Annotated in this window: 15 protein-coding genes; 2 read left to right on the top strand and 13 right to left on the bottom strand. The window is 66.0% G+C overall.

Annotated features, from left to right (window positions below; translation table 11 throughout):
* The first annotated feature begins 41 nt into the window (after positions 1 to 41).
* Positions 42 to 179: a cupin domain-containing protein gene (locus tag LK09_RS21845; protein ID WP_197061093.1), complete on the top strand. Its 138-nt coding sequence runs from the start codon at positions 42 to 44 to the stop codon at positions 177 to 179.
* 94 nt (positions 180 to 273) lie between these two features.
* Positions 274 to 465 (top strand): hypothetical protein, encoded by a 192-nt coding sequence (locus tag LK09_RS17060; RefSeq protein ID WP_039402260.1) that lies wholly within the window; start codon positions 274 to 276, stop codon positions 463 to 465.
* A 54-nt stretch (positions 466 to 519) separates the two neighbouring features.
* Here the strand turns inward: LK09_RS17060 and LK09_RS20940 are convergent, their stop codons facing one another.
* The 13 genes from LK09_RS20940 to LK09_RS21620 all read right to left on the bottom strand — a co-directional run bounded on the left by LK09_RS20940 (position 520) and on the right by LK09_RS21620 (position 13,474).
* Positions 520 to 921, bottom strand: coding sequence for a PIN-like domain-containing protein (locus LK09_RS20940; RefSeq protein WP_156138873.1), 402 nt, complete (start codon positions 919 to 921; stop codon positions 520 to 522).
* Positions 922 to 941: 20 nt separating this feature from the next.
* Positions 942 to 1,622, bottom strand: coding sequence for a DUF433 domain-containing protein (locus LK09_RS17050; RefSeq protein ID WP_197061092.1), 681 nt, complete (start codon positions 1,620 to 1,622; stop codon positions 942 to 944).
* Positions 1,623 to 1,717: 95 nt separating this feature from the next.
* Positions 1,718 to 2,776: a glycoside hydrolase family 130 protein gene (locus tag LK09_RS17045; RefSeq protein WP_039402259.1), complete on the bottom strand. Its 1,059-nt coding sequence runs from the start codon at positions 2,774 to 2,776 to the stop codon at positions 1,718 to 1,720.
* A complete protein-coding gene (locus LK09_RS17040; RefSeq protein WP_052226933.1) occupies positions 2,773 to 3,858 on the bottom strand; it encodes a glycoside hydrolase family 130 protein in 1,086 nt (361 codons plus the stop codon). The genes LK09_RS17045 and LK09_RS17040 overlap by 4 nt, the downstream gene beginning before the upstream one ends.
* Positions 3,855 to 4,754 (bottom strand): carbohydrate ABC transporter permease, encoded by a 900-nt coding sequence (locus LK09_RS17035; protein WP_082008348.1) that lies wholly within the window; start codon positions 4,752 to 4,754, stop codon positions 3,855 to 3,857. The genes LK09_RS17040 and LK09_RS17035 overlap by 4 nt, the downstream gene beginning before the upstream one ends.
* Entirely contained in the window at positions 4,751 to 5,665 is a 915-nt protein-coding gene (locus LK09_RS17030) for a carbohydrate ABC transporter permease (RefSeq protein ID WP_039402257.1), read from the bottom strand. Before LK09_RS17030 ends, LK09_RS17035 begins: the two co-directional genes overlap by 4 nt.
* 107 nt (positions 5,666 to 5,772) lie before the next feature.
* Positions 5,773 to 7,098, bottom strand: a complete 1,326-nt coding sequence (locus tag LK09_RS17025; protein ID WP_039402256.1) for an ABC transporter substrate-binding protein — start codon at positions 7,096 to 7,098, stop codon at positions 5,773 to 5,775.
* A gap of 108 nt (positions 7,099 to 7,206) precedes the next feature.
* Positions 7,207 to 8,223: a LacI family DNA-binding transcriptional regulator gene (locus tag LK09_RS17020; RefSeq protein ID WP_039402254.1), complete on the bottom strand. Its 1,017-nt coding sequence runs from the start codon at positions 8,221 to 8,223 to the stop codon at positions 7,207 to 7,209.
* A gap of 344 nt (positions 8,224 to 8,567) precedes the next feature.
* Entirely contained in the window at positions 8,568 to 9,089 is a 522-nt protein-coding gene (locus LK09_RS17015) for a hypothetical protein (RefSeq protein ID WP_039402252.1), read from the bottom strand.
* A gap of 94 nt (positions 9,090 to 9,183) precedes the next feature.
* Positions 9,184 to 11,565 (bottom strand): glycoside hydrolase domain-containing protein, encoded by a 2,382-nt coding sequence (locus LK09_RS20935; RefSeq protein ID WP_052226932.1) that lies wholly within the window; start codon positions 11,563 to 11,565, stop codon positions 9,184 to 9,186.
* Between the two features lies 1 nt (position 11,566).
* A complete protein-coding gene (locus tag LK09_RS21625; RefSeq protein ID WP_156138872.1) occupies positions 11,567 to 12,505 on the bottom strand; it encodes a hypothetical protein in 939 nt (312 codons plus the stop codon).
* Between the two features lie 53 nt (positions 12,506 to 12,558).
* Positions 12,559 to 12,846, bottom strand: a complete 288-nt coding sequence (locus tag LK09_RS17005) for a hypothetical protein (RefSeq protein WP_039402251.1) — start codon at positions 12,844 to 12,846, stop codon at positions 12,559 to 12,561.
* 139 nt (positions 12,847 to 12,985) lie between these two features.
* Positions 12,986 to 13,474 carry a hypothetical protein gene (locus LK09_RS21620; RefSeq protein WP_156138871.1) on the bottom strand — a complete coding sequence of 163 codons (489 nt, stop codon included), beginning with the start codon at positions 13,472 to 13,474 and terminating at the stop codon, positions 12,986 to 12,988.
* Between the last annotated feature and the right edge of the window lie 199 nt (positions 13,475 to 13,673).

Genomic DNA, 13,673 nt, shown 5'->3' with positions numbered 1-13,673 from the left:
CCCGCGGGCCCGCACCGACCACAGCATCTAGGCTCGCGGACATGACCGACGACGTGCGCAATATCGAGACGGCACTCTCCGCGATCACCGAGCACTGGCATCCGCGTCGGCTGACGGGCACGGTGAACACGGGGGATGCCGGCGGCGACATGACCGCGGAACTGCAGGAGCTCGGCTGACCGCTCATCGTCCTTGCACATTTCGCGCATTCGGTCACCCCCCTTCACCGGCATCCGCCCATGAGCGACCCTGGGCTGATCGAAAGGAGCCGAGATGTCCGATTCACGCGAACACGACGCCGACGGCGCACCCGCCGACGAGGAGCTGCAGGAGCCGAGCACCGAGAAGGAGCCGGAGGAGGAGCCCCGCAAGCCGCACCCGGACGAGCCGGAGCCCAGCCACCGGGCGGTCGGGCTCGGCGTCGACTACCACGAACCCGAAGAACCCGAGGCCGACGGCTCCTGACCCGGGTCACACGTGGTCGAGCCGGGCGAGTTCGTTGTGGGCCGACCGAATCGATCAGTCCAGCGACCGGAGTGAGAGCTCGCGTACGCCCGTCGCGGTCATGATGAGCGCCCACGGTCCGCCGCCGAGCTTGACGGCTTGGCGCTGCAGGCGCTCTTCATGCTTGATGAACAGCGCCAGCTGATCCCGCGGCCCGAGGTCACGCTTGCCTCCGAGCCAGACGGCGCGAATGCCTTGTGCGAGGTAGATTTCGAGCTCGGCTGGTCGTGTCCTGATGCGCCTGTCGCGGGTGAGGACGATCAGCCCCTGCAGGGCGACGACGGGCATCCAGTCCAGATCGGGACACCCGAGCGGCACCTCCGGCAGACTTGGGTGCCCAGGGTAGACAACGTCTGTTCGACCGGTTCGCTCGAGAAGCTTGCCGAGTCCCAGGGCATTCTCGTCGGCGAAGTACACTGCCGACTGCCCTGACGGCATCACGCTGCGCGGTCGCTGCCCGCGATGAGTTCGAAGCGGATCGCGGCATCCACCTGGGCGGTCGTGAGGTCGTACAGGTCAGCCAACTCCTCACGGGTGGTTCCTGCTCGGTAGTCCTCGGCCAGGGCATCCGTCCGTACATTGCGGATCGCCGGTTGCCCGAAACTGCGCACGGGGTCCATCACGACTTCCGGCGTCCGCGGGTCGGGCCGCAGGAGCCGGACGACGTCACCCTCGTACTGGACGGCGGCGTTGAATCGCTCGGTGGCTTCTGTGAGCATCAGCTGACCGCTGCGCACGACGACCAACCGCAGATGTCGGTCCAGCCCGACTTCGTCCTGCACGACCCGGACGAGTTCTCGGCCCTCGACCTCGATGAACGGGCGCGCATGGGCGAGCGGGTACCGCCCGAACTCTCCGCGCAATCTGACGATCGCGGGACGAAGACGCTGCAACGGCACTCGCTTGCTGCGGAACTCCGCAAGAAGGCGCGCCTCCACCATCTCACCCCACGTGACGCGGTCGCCGCCGGTCGGCTGCTCACGCAGCACGGGCTCGTAGGTCCTCCCCGCCTTGGTGTACCCCTCGAGCCAGCGACGCGCGGTTCCGGCATACAGCCCGACCAAGCGGTCCACGTCCGAGTAGGAGTAGATCGCGCGGTCGAGCAGGGATTCCACCATGTGTTCCATCATGGCACCGGTCTCCGACACGCCTCGGAGTTATCCACACCCTGTCATTGCCCCCCGGCGACATGCGCGACGGCTCCTGACCGGGGTCACACGTGGTCGAGCCGGGCGACTCCGATCTTCGAGTCCGCCATGCCGTAGAACACGAACCGGGTGCCGTCGATCTCCTCGATCGCGGTCGGGAACACCACGTTGGGCACGATGCCGTCGCGCTCGTCGGTGGTGTCGGCGGTGAGCAGCGGCTCGGCGGTGCGCGCGCAGACCTTCCACGGCTCGCGGCCGTCGAGGATCATCGCACCGGCCGCGTAGTTGACGTTCTGCTGCTGCGCGACGCCGGGCACGAGCTCGCCGACGACGCCGTGGTAGAGCAGCAGCCATCCCTCCTCCACGCGGACCGGCGCGGGTCCGCTGCCGATCTTCGCGGTCTCGAAGGATGCCTCGGGCACCGCGACCACACGGTGCTTGCGCCAGCGGGTCAGAGCCGTGAGGTCTTCGCGCACGGCGGCGACGGGGACGAAGCTCATCCAGATGCTCGGCCGGTCGTCATCCAGCCCCGACGGCTTCGAGGTCTCGCCGGGGCGGATGTCGCGCAGATCCCACATCGGCCGGTGCAGGATCGCGAAGCTCGGCACGCCGTCGGGGTCGTCGACGATCTCGGGAAAGAAGACGCAGTCCTTGTTGGGATACAGCCCCAGGTCGATGCCGCACTCGTCGTCGTACGCGAAGCTCACCGGCCCGAGCCGCCGCCACGTCCGCTCGTCGGGCGACACGGCGAGCGCCGTCCGCGGCCCGAGCGGCCCGTAGGCGACATACGTCATGACGTTCAGGCCGAGTTCGGGCACGGAAGTGACGCGCGGGTCTTCGACGCCCGCGTTCTGCGAGCCGCGTTCCCAGTCGCGGTCGGGCGCCATCACGACGCCGCGCCGGGTGACGCCTACGGGGATGCCGCCGTCGACGGTGATCTCGGCGAGTCCGATGCGCGACACGTTGCCGGAGGCGACGAGCCTCGGCAGCAGGTACAGCCGGCCGTCGGCCGACCGGGCGGTCGCCGGGTTGAGCACCCCCTCGGCTTCGAGTTCGTCACCGGGTGCGGGCGTCATGATCGTGCCGACGCGGGTGAGGCGGTAGGGGAAGGATGTCGTGGTCATCGGGTCTCCGGGGAGGTCGAGGGGGCGGACGGCGCGTCCGAGCGGTAGAGGGAGAGCTCGCGTTCGCCGGGTGGGGCATCCCACCCCTGCGCGAACGTCCAGCGCCCGTCGCGGCGAATCAGTCCGCCCCAGGCGAGGGAGCCTCCGCGGTGGATGTCGAGCTGGGTGAACGGGTCGGTGAGGGCATACCGGGCCTGCGCGGCCGCGAAGGCCCCGGCCTCGTCGCCGTAGAAGAAGTCGAGCACGAGGTTGTCGCCGTCGACGACCGCACAGGCCACTTCGTGCAGCGAGCCGAGGGCGGTCAGGTCGAGGTAGGGCTGCTCGCCGAACTCCCAGTGCTCGAGGTCGTCCGAGCGGCCGACGACGGCCTTGCCGTCGCATCCCTCGGACAAGAACATGACGTACTTGCCGCCGATCCTCACGGCCTCGCCGGTGCCGTCGGTGGGGATCACCGCTCCCTTGGCCCACAGGTGCGACACCTCGTGGGGCACCACGCGACCGCGCTTCTCCCAGTGCACGAGGTCGTCAGAGACGGCGAGGTTGATGTCGCAGCCGACGTCGCCGAGCGGCCATCCGTGTGACGGAAACGCCGCCTGCTCGGCGGTGCCCGGCAGGGGCCAGATGCCGTTGTAGAAGAGGAAGTACCGGCCGTTCGCCGAGTAGACCTTGGGGTCTTCGACGCCGAGCAGCTCGTTGTCGAGCGTCGGATACACGACCGGGTTGTCGCCGTCGCGCCATCCGTCCTCGGGCGTCCACACGGCCGAGCCGATGCGGCTCTCCAGGCTCTCCTTCTTCGGCGAGGCCCGATAGAAGAGGTGCAGGGAGCCGTCCCGCTCGATCATGCTCGGGTTGAAGATGGACGAGCTCGTCCAGCCGATCCCGGTGGGATCCGGCCACTGGCCATCGAGCCGGAACGTCATGTGCGGGTCTTTGCGGAACGGTCCGATCGCCCACGCGGGGCGGTCGGGCCAGTCGGCCGAGAAGTCGTCGACGGACAGGGCATCCGTCGTCGCGTTGGTGAGCTGCAGCGCGCGCTGGTAGCCGTCGCGCAGGGCCTGCGTGGTGAGGGGGTGCATCGTCATCCCTTGACCGCCCCGCCCACGACGCCGGCGACGAGGAAGCGCTGCAGGAAGACGTAGACGACCAGCATCGGCAGGGCGACGATGATCGTCGCGGCCGCGAGCAGGCTCCACTCGCTCGAGTAGGTGCCCTTGAAGGCGAACAGCCCCAGCGTCAGCGGGAACTTCGACTGGTCGGGCAACAGGATCGTGGCGAGGATGATGTCGTTCCAGCATCCGATCGCCTGCAGGATGAACACGGTCGCGAGCACCGGTTTGATGAGCGCGGGCAGGAAGCCGAACAGGTACCGCAGGTAGCCGACTCCGTCGAGCGCGGCGGCCTCGTCGAGTTCGCGTGGCACCGACTTGAGGTACCCGGTGATGAGCAGCGGACCGATGCCGACGCCCGATGCGAGGATCAGGATGTACCCGATCTGCGTGTCGTAGAGGTTCAGGCGCAGCGCCAGCTGGAACACGGTGACCAGCGTGTTCGGCAGGAACAGCATGGCCGCGAACAGTCCGCTCCAGACGCGCGGGTGCTTGACGTAACCGCGGGCGACCGGGAAGGCCATCATGAGCGAGATCACCGTTCCGATGGCGGCGGCGCTGAACGTGTACAGCACGCTGTTCCAGACGGCGGTGCCGAAGCCGCCCTTCTGCCAGGCGGTCGCGAAGTTGCCGAGGTCGGGAGCGTGCACGATGCCGGTCGGGTTCGAGAAGAACTCCGCGTTCGACTTCAGGGCGGTGTTCACGAGATAGACGAGCGGCGCGAGATAGATCAGCACCACGATGACCAGCAGCGCGTACTGGACGACCTTGCCGACGGTGAGGCGCTTGCGCCGCCCCGCGGTGACCGGTTCGGGCTGCGGTTCATCCGGACGCGTGAAGTCGGGGGCGGGAGTGCCCGTGATGACGCTCACAGCTCCGTCTCCTTCCGTCGCAGGTAGGCCATCGTCAGCAGGGACGCGATCATGACGATCACGAACTGCACCATCGAGATGGCGGCCGCGTAGCCCTGCGATTGGGATGCCCCGCCCTGGGCGCCGCCGAAGCCCTGCGTGAAGATCGCGAGCGACAGCACCTGCGTGGCGGGGTTGATGGGCCCCGTGAGCACGTAGATCAGCTGGTAGCTCTGCAGCGATCCGATCACCGACAGCAGGGTGTTGGCGGTGATCGCGGGGGCGAGCAGCGGGAGGGTGACGTTGAACATCCGCTGTCGGCTGTTGGCCCCGTCGATGGATGCCACCTCGTACAGGTCCTGCGGGATGGCCTGCAGGCCGGCGAGGTAGATCACCACGGCGACGCCGAGTCCCGACCACACCTGCACCGCGATCACGAGGGTCATCGCCAGCTTCGGGTCGCCGAAGAACGCCGACGAGCTGCCGAACCAGCTCCACACCGCCGCCGCCGGGCCGCCGGACGGGTTGAAGATCAGGGTGAAGATGAGCCCGATGACGGTGACACCGAGGATCGTCGGCAGGAACACCACGGCCCGGGCGAAGTTGCGTCCGCGCATCCGCTGGTTCAGCAGCACCGCCACGAGCAGGGCGATGCCGTTCTGCAGCACCGTGACCGCGATCGCGAACACGAAGGTGTTGGCCAGCGCGTGCAGGTTGTAGCCGAGCTGCGCCGACGAGAAGAAGGTGAAGTAGTTGTCCAGGCCGATCCAGTGCACCGGCAGGAAGGGCAGGGCCCGGATGTCGGTGAACGAGATCACGAGGATGCCGACGGCCGGCACGAGGGAGAACACCACGACCAGCGCGATTCCGGCCGCGAAGGTCAGCTGTGGTGTGGTTCTCCGGCCGAAGACGATGGTGTTGGAGCGTTGCATGCGCGTCTCTCAAACTGATCTGGCGGGCTGAGCTCGTCGAAGCCCAGACGGTGCGGGTGTGTCGGAGGCGGGGAGGATGCCGCGATGCATCCTCCCCGCGGCGGTGCCTACTTGCCCAGGCCCGCCTGCCAGTCCTTCTGCGCGGCATCCGCGGCGCCCTTCGCGTCGGAGCTGCCCATCGGCGAGATGCCCGCCCAGTTCCACGGGACGGATGCGGCCGGCCCGGCCTTGGCATTGGTGATCCAGATGGTGTCCCACGCCGGCAGGAACGTCTTGGTGTACGGCTGGATCGAGGCGTAGAACGGGTCGCTCGAGGCGCCCTGGACGGCGGGCGCGAAGCCGGCCTTGTCGTTGAACAGGTGGTAGTTCTTCGTGAAGAAGTCGAGCCACTGGATGGCGGCCTTCGGGTTCTTCGCGTTGGCCGGAACCGCCAGCGACAGCTCGACCTTGCCGCCGAGGTTGGCGTTGTCGGATGCCGTGTCGCTCGAGGGCAGCGGCACGTAGCCGAAGTCGAGCTTGCCGGCGCCGGACTGCTGCAGCGTCGTCGTGTTCCACGTGCCGTCGGGCATCATCGCGAACTTGCCGTTGACGAAGTCACTGGTCATGGTCGCGTAGCTGACGCCGGCGAAGTTCGGCTCGGCGTACCCGTAGAGGGTCTGCACCTTCTGCAGCACTTCGAGCTGCTTGCCCGTGTTGAGCTGCGCCTTGCCCGCGTAGAGGTCCTTGGCGAGGGTGTTCATCGCGTCGGCGGTCGGGTAGAGGCCGGTGGTGACGCCGAGGGTCATCACGCCCGCGGAGTCCTTGCCGGCGATGCCGAGCGGCACGACGCCCTTGGCCTTCAGCGCGGCGCAGACCTTCAACAGGTCGCTCCAGGTGGTGGGCACCTGCAGGTTGTTGTCCTTGAAGATCTTCTTGTTGTAGAACATGCCGGTGTAGTAGCTGAGGCCGGTCGGAACCGTGTAGTTCTTGCCCTTGTACTTCGTGGCGGCGAGGACGGTCGGGTTGATCGTCTTGAGGAACGGCTGGCCGGTCAGGTCGAGGTAGCCGCCCTGGTCGGCGAGGCGGGCGTCGTCGCCCTCGTTGGATGCCGGCACGTAGCTGGGCACCTCGCGGGGGAACGCGACCACGATGTCGGCGCTGCCCGCGGTGAGGCGGGAGGATCGCGCCTGGTTGTAGTTCTCGTTCGGCACGGCCGTCAGGTTGACGTTCACCTTCGGGTACTTCTTCTCGAAGGCCTTCGTGACGGCCTGGAACCCGGCGTCGGAGCCGGTCGCGCTCGAGACGAGGATGTTCAGCGTGCCGCTGGCGTCGCCGCCGGCAGTCGGAGCGGCGCCTCCGGAACTGCCGCTGCAGGCCGTCAGCGCGATCGCGCCGACGGCGACGACCGAGGCGAGGGCCAGGCCTCGTGCTCGGTGGAACTTCGTTGTTGCCATGATGCCTCCGTGGTCTTACCGAAACGTTTCGGTTTGGTGACCATAGCACGAGAAGGCGCGCAAACAAGGGGGTTGACACCGAAACGTTTTGGTGCCGTGATGGATGCCTCAGCGCATGGGCGCGAGGAGCGAGTCCCGTTCCAGCAGGTGCGTGGGGGCGATGTCGAGGTCGGCGACGGCCTGCCCGTCGACGAGTTTCAGCAGGGTTTTCGCGGCCTCCGCACCGAGTTCGCGGGGCGACGTCACGACGGTCGTGAGGGCCGGGCGGATGTACCGGCCGAGGTGGATGCCGTCGAAGCCGGTGACCGACACGTCACGCGGGACGTCGTAGCCGAGGGAGCTGGCGCGGGCGATGAATCCGATGGCCATGAGGTCGTTCGCGCACACCACGGCGGTGGGCGCGGGGCCCGGTCCGCTCAGCAGCCGGTCGGCTGCGCGGCTCCCGCTCTCGGTGGAGAAGTCGCCGTAGACGAGGCTGCCGGGACGGATGCCGGCCGCGTGCAGGGTCGAGCGCCAGACGTCGATGCGCTGCCGGGTGTGGATCATGCCCCGGCGGCCGGCGACGTGCGCGATGTCGCGGTGGCCGAGTTCCACGACCCGGCGGACGAGTTCGCCGAACCCGGCGTTCTGGTCCTGCCGGACCGAGGTGATGGCGCATCCGGGTCCGGAATTGATCGCGACGGCGGGCAGCCCGAGCTCGGTGACGAGTGCGACACGGGGATCGTCGACGGACATGTCGGTGATGAACACGCCGTCGACCCGGTGGTCCAGGTGCAGCTGACGATAGCGGTCGGGGCCTTCGTTGCGGCCGGCCAGCTGCAGCACGAGCGCGTAGCCTCGGCTCTGCAGTTCCCCCTCGACCCCGGCGATGAAGCCCGCGAAGAACGGGTCGGACTCGATCACCTCGGGCTGCCGCGCCAGCACCAGGCCGAGCGCGTACGAGCGCTTGCCGGAGAGCCCACGGCCGCGCACGGACGGAACCCACCCGAGGCGCTCGGCACTCTGGATGATGCGTGCCCGGGTGTCTTTGGACACCCCGGGCCGCCCGTTGAGGGCGGCGCTGACGGACGCGATCGAGACGTCCGCGTCTGCGGCGACATCCAGAATCGTGACCCGCTGGCTCACCGCGCCTCCCCTGTTGCGTGCGCGCCCGCCCCGGGAACGCCTGGAGACACGGTACATCGCGGAAGGGCGACGCCAGGCGGGAACCCGGCGATCTCGGTCGGCGAAGCGATCGCTGTCAGACGCGACGGCTGCGTTTCACGAGCACGAAGGTCACGGCGGCCCCCACGATCCCACTCACGATCGCGAGCGCCGCGCGGGCGACGATCGGCCAGTCGGTCAGCGTTCCGAGACGACGAGCGCGACATTGGCGGCGATATCCGCGCGTTTGTCCTTCTTAGCGTCTTTAGACACGAGGACCTCTCATTCGTTCAGGGCTCTTAACGTCTTTGCGGACCACGAGCGTCTCAAAGTCGGATGAGTGCCGCCGCCACGGGCATGACCAAGGCACCGAGCAACATTGAGCCAACACCAAAAACAAGTACAGCTACGGGACGCAGCTTCTTCCTGCCTGCGAGCAGCACGATGGTGTGCGAGATCAGGACAAGAAGGACGGGGATGCATATCGCAAGCGGTGAGAGCAGCCACCCCGCGTCTCTCCACGGATTCGTTGCCCGCGCGCTGGCGAACGCGAGGCTTGTGAGCAGGACGAGCGGCGGCGCGAAAACAACACCAGACAGGACCAGGGCGATACGAACGACCGTGGAACTCAAACGACGGCGCAGGCGTGGTTCGACGAACACTAACTGGACCGTCGCCAAGCCAACTGAAGCGCCAACAAATATGGCCTGCGCGAGATACTCGCGATGAACCTCATCCGGGTCAGACACGCCCATACCCAGGGCCTGACCCGCGAGGGTGCCCCCGAAGGACAAGAAGGCGGCGAGCAGCAGACTCGTGATCGCTAAGACAAAGTAGATCGTACTCACCAGCAAGCGACTCCGCTCCGATGGGCGCGACTCACTAGGGGCTACACTCGCCATGTCATTCCATTCTCATCGAGCGACGAGTGGCACTGAAATTCTAAAGACCAGCGAATCGCGCGATCGCGTCAGCGAAGCCATCCCCGACATCCTTTGCTTGGACCGACGTTGGCGTGGGCGCGTCCCAGAGAACCGCCTGCCTCGGAAAGGCGGTCCAGAGCGCCTCGCCGGCGAGCGCATCCTTTCCAGCAGCAGCCATCATGCTAACTGAACCGTTAAATCGCCGACTGATGAACTGCCTGAAGCGCCAAGCCTCGTCCCGCTCGCAGCCGACCTCGATTTCGCGAATGCAGTCCGACAAGGGTCGGAATGGATCTGTGCGGAGCATGTCGTCCACCAAGAATGCATCGATGTCCCCGATGAGATCTATCCAACCGAAACCTATGTCGACCGTCTTATGGCCGATATACGTCGCCATCCACTCCCTCAAGCTCGCGGGGGACGGGCTCGCCTTTCCGCAAAATGCCTTCCACGCCTGCGCGAGATCCAGCGCCCATGCCCCGAGATCTCCCGTAGTCGTCGTCGACCCAACTGGCGCCGCAACGCGGGAGTACGTCATGTATCCACGGCTGGACGCCGCCCAGTGCTGAATTCTGTCCTCCAACGCGCCCACTGGCCGCTCGGCATCCTTCTCGAATGCGCCACGAGCGCGCGAGATCTCGTTTGCGAGGTCCGCCGCGATACCTGCTTGATGTTCGGGCAGCGGTGCGTATACCGGCCAGATCTCGGCTAGTTCGCCACCGCCACCATGCCAGTACTTCGGGCGCTGCAGGTAGTGCAAGACAAGATCGGCGGCGATCCGCCCGGTCACCTCGCTCTCGACGGCCTCCGCGGCTACGGTCATTCGAGTCAGGTACCAGAAGTAGTCTTCATCGAAATCTGTAAACGTTGAGGATGGCGGCTTGACCACCAATGGCGTCGGGAGCACATCAGCTCGACGCGCTGGGTTGGCGCGTGCGGATTGAACGTCCTTATCGATGGCAACATTGGGGCCGGTTAGGGCACCCAGGGCCTGGCCTGAGATCTGGTCGTAGGACCAGGAGGGCGGTAGGGCAAATCCGAGGTTGCCACTGTAGCCCCAGGACATGTCTGAGACGAACGCTTCGCTGGCGAGGCCAGCATTGATGATCGTGGTGCAGACGTTACGGGTGCCGTAGACACCCGTCTTGTAGGTGACGCGGGTCGAGTTGAGTACGTCACGAACGCCTTGGAAGTAGGGAATGACGTACATGGTGATCTGGTCATCGAGCGCATCGAAGTCCACAGCGAAGAACACGGTGGTTCCGTCTTTGAAGCCGAGTTGCCGAAGCCGAACCAACGCTTGGAGCCCGTGATCCCGGCCTTTCTCGTAATTGAAGTCCGCGGTCGAAGTATTGGCTTCCTGCATGATCGGAAACGTGGCGAGGCCTGCCGCGAAGATCCGCTCGAGTTCGCCGGGCAGGTAGCGCTTGCTCGCCACGGTGAGATAGCGACCAACTGTGCGGTAGCCATTCGCGTACAGCAGCGCGCATTGATCTGTGCTGAGCTGCGTTGCCATGTCGCTGGCGATGCCAGGTCGTGTCTCGTCTCCGGTGCTGATAAGCAACGACGCCCAAGTCCGATAGTCCCCAGCGCCGCTGGCGGTGAGCGCAGCGAAGGATTGGAACGCGAGGGTGGCGTCGCGCGTCCCCGACCGGAACGCGCCATCGAACGCGGAATCGTATCCATTGAAACGGAGCGCCCCCTGATAGAGGCGCACCCAGTTCTTGGATCCGTCGCTGCTCCCAACGCTGACGCCGGCTTGGGCCTTCAGGCCTGCCTTTGTTCCAGGCCCGAAGTTGCCGTTGGCCACCCCGTCGGCCATGCCCAGTTCGTACTGGATGGCGAACATCATCCCCTGTTGCGTGTTCCGGGAGAAGATGCCGTCGCACGGAAGCAGGCTGAAGTCGCGGCGTCCTCCGTACCGACCGTTCAACCATTGCTGAACCTCCCGACGAGATGCAGTTCCCCCGGCGATGGGCGTATAGGCATCCATCGACATGAGGCTCTTGAGCACCTTCCCATCAATCGAGGACGAGGCGCCGATTCCCATGTCAGCGGTGACATTGAGGACTGCCTGCTTCATGGTGCCGTCGAATACACCGCCTTGATACCCGCCGGCGTATCCCTTGCACCAGAGAGCCCCCTGCGCGAGGTGGATGACATTCTTGGTGGTTGTGGCCTCGCTGATGCTGCCGTACTTGCTCGCGAACGCCGCGAGCGTCCCCGCACCGAAGTTGTCAGCCAGCGTTTGGATGCCGAGCTCGATCTGCAGCCCACGGATCAGGCCGAAGATCGTGCCCCATCCCGTGTACCCGTCCTCCGTGACAGCGCGCCACTGAGGATTGGCCTGATAAGTCTGGTTGAGCCACATCTGCGTCTGCAGAACCATCGGATCCGTCATGTCATGCTCCTTCAATCCTGCTGCCCGCCGCGACGAGCACGCCGGACGCTGTGAGCGGCACGACCGTCAGCCGCCCTGTATCCCTCATCGATGCCAGTTGCCGTTTCGGGGGACGGATGAACACCTCAGCGACATCTCGCGGCATATCCTGCGCGAGAAGTCGAGCCCCAGGTCTCGCATCGATCCGTAACTCCCTGTCCGCTTCCACCGCCTCACTGAGCGTGAAGATCACGTCCCTCAGCCGCCCCTTGATGGAGTGCCGTCCACCACCACCGGCCGTCTTGGGCGCAGCATTCGCTTTCGGAGCTGGCGTCGACGCCTGCGCGCGCATCACCACGTCTGTGCCGGATGGAATCGGGTTCGGACCGACGCTGCGGATGAGGACATCAGTCGGGTACGACGCGCCCTCCCCTGTTGCCCAGGCGGCATAGATCTCCGCTCCCCAGGGTTTGGTTTTGCTCTGCCGGGCAGACAGGTCTGGGCGCGTCGTGACCCACGAGTAGTCGAGGCGGGACGGGATCGGTCGCCCGAGCGCTTCGAGCGGATAGAGGTCGCGCACCGCAGCTTGAAGGAGCAGGTCGGTGGCTTCCCCGCCGACGCGAACGCGCATATGGCCGGGGCGGTAATCGCTCGATGCCACGGATTCGAACCCGTCGTGGGATGCGAGCGCCGCGACTGGCCTTACGTCGAACAGTCGACGGTCCCACGTGATCGTGACGTTTGAGTCCTCGCGTCGAGCGCCGGCGTCCGGCAGAGGTGTCGCCACAGGAAACTGCACGACGTATCGGCTCTCCCAAGTCTCCGAGAAGCATTGCGCTTCAACAGTTCCCTGGGCCGTCGCCGCGTCCTTCGTGCGAGCGAAAGCGACATCCGGCCGGAATCCTACGGGCGCGGCGATGACTGCACTGCTCGCGCCCAGTAGGAAGCCGCGGCGGCTCACCGTCCAACGTGAGCTTGTCCTCGACAATGACATCGAATCGTCCGCCGACCGGCTCACGTCAGGTTCGCGATCGCGTTGTCCCAGCGGAGTTCTGCTTTCCAGTTGACGGTCTGGTAGCCACCCGTCATCGTGACGACGTGAGCCCATACCCGCAGATGCGTCTCCTTGGTGGGGTTTCCAGGAATGTATCCGAGTGATGTGAAGTCCGGCATGACGCCCCACTTCTTGGACAAGTCGGCATCAGCCCACACTTTGTCGTGAACGTCAACAAGCTCGACGATGAAGCGGCACGTGTACCAGGGCGAATGATCGTTGCGCAGGCTCACGTCGGTGAGTCGCATCTGGACGTTCCCTCTGATGGGTCGATACGTCGCGTAGTCAATGCCGTAGACACCCCCGCTGCCCTGAGTCGCGGACGGATGTGCGTAAATCCAAGTCATGAGGATCTCCATTCGGTGGTGGTGAGGTGAATCGGACGAGTCAATACACGACGTTGTGACAGACACGGCCGCCGCGACTTCCGACCGTGTCGACTGAGGCCAGGTCGAGATTGAATACATCGCCAGGCATGAGTTCCGCGCCAAGGCAGTGCCGCCGGGCATTGAAGATGGTGTCCAAGGCTTCCTGGCTTAGACAGAATCGGTCCGCGATCGCGATTTCCGCATCGCCCGGGGCGACCGTGTACGCGACGAGACGTCCGTTTTCGGTGAGGAGGGGCGTCCCCGTCGCGAATTCTCGAGGACCGCGGTCACGAGGCTCGCGAAGCGATGGGTCGCACTGCACCGACGGCGACGGCGACTCACTCAATGCCTTCGGTGTGTGTTCGGCGCCCGTCGTGGTCGCTGTCGCCTCGGCTGTGCATCCAGCAAGCGCGCCGATGATGAGAGCCAAGCCGGCGAGGCCAGTCCCGACCCTGATTGCATGAACGATGGAGGCTGTTGCCTGCGCATCATCGACCAGGACGTTCATGTGTGCCTCCAGACCACTCGGCCGGCGCGCCGAGCAGTCGACGCGTTCTCCGAGGGCCAGCGGATCCAAGCGTGGAGGGGAGTATCCGACCGCGTTGTCAAGGACCGCTGGCGCTCGGGCGACGCGTTCGGATCGTTCGAACACCAGCGAGGCGAACGTACGGCGGCGGGTGCCCCGACGATCGCGAGATCGACGGATT

It is taken from the genome of Microbacterium mangrovi (assembly GCF_000802305.1).
In the GTDB taxonomy this organism is placed as follows: Bacteria; Actinomycetota; Actinomycetes; order Actinomycetales; family Microbacteriaceae; genus Microbacterium; species Microbacterium mangrovi.
This window is presented reverse-complemented; position numbering and strand designations above follow the sequence as displayed.

Bases quoted from the DNA above. Each gene is read 5' to 3' on its own strand.
- LK09_RS21845 (WP_197061093.1), top strand. From the start codon at position 42: ATGACCGACGACGTGCGCAATATCGAGACGGCACTCTCCGCGATCACC.
- LK09_RS17060 (WP_039402260.1), top strand. From the start codon at position 274: ATGTCCGATTCACGCGAACACGACGCCGACGGCGCACCCGCCGACGAG.
- LK09_RS17050 (WP_197061092.1), bottom strand. From the start codon at position 1,622: ATGGTGGAATCCCTGCTCGACCGCGCGATCTACTCCTACTCGGACGTG.
- LK09_RS17045 (WP_039402259.1), bottom strand. From the start codon at position 2,776: ATGACCACGACATCCTTCCCCTACCGCCTCACCCGCGTCGGCACGATC.
- LK09_RS17040 (WP_052226933.1), bottom strand. From the start codon at position 3,858: ATGACGATGCACCCCCTCACCACGCAGGCCCTGCGCGACGGCTACCAG.
- LK09_RS17030 (WP_039402257.1), bottom strand. From the start codon at position 5,665: ATGCAACGCTCCAACACCATCGTCTTCGGCCGGAGAACCACACCACAG.
- LK09_RS17025 (WP_039402256.1), bottom strand. From the start codon at position 7,098: ATGGCAACAACGAAGTTCCACCGAGCACGAGGCCTGGCCCTCGCCTCG.
- LK09_RS20935 (WP_052226932.1), bottom strand. From the start codon at position 11,565: ATGACGGATCCGATGGTTCTGCAGACGCAGATGTGGCTCAACCAGACT.
- LK09_RS17005 (WP_039402251.1), bottom strand. From the start codon at position 12,846: ATGCGACTCACCGACGTGAGCCTGCGCAACGATCATTCGCCCTGGTAC.
- LK09_RS21620 (WP_156138871.1), bottom strand. From the start codon at position 13,474: ATGAACGTCCTGGTCGATGATGCGCAGGCAACAGCCTCCATCGTTCAT.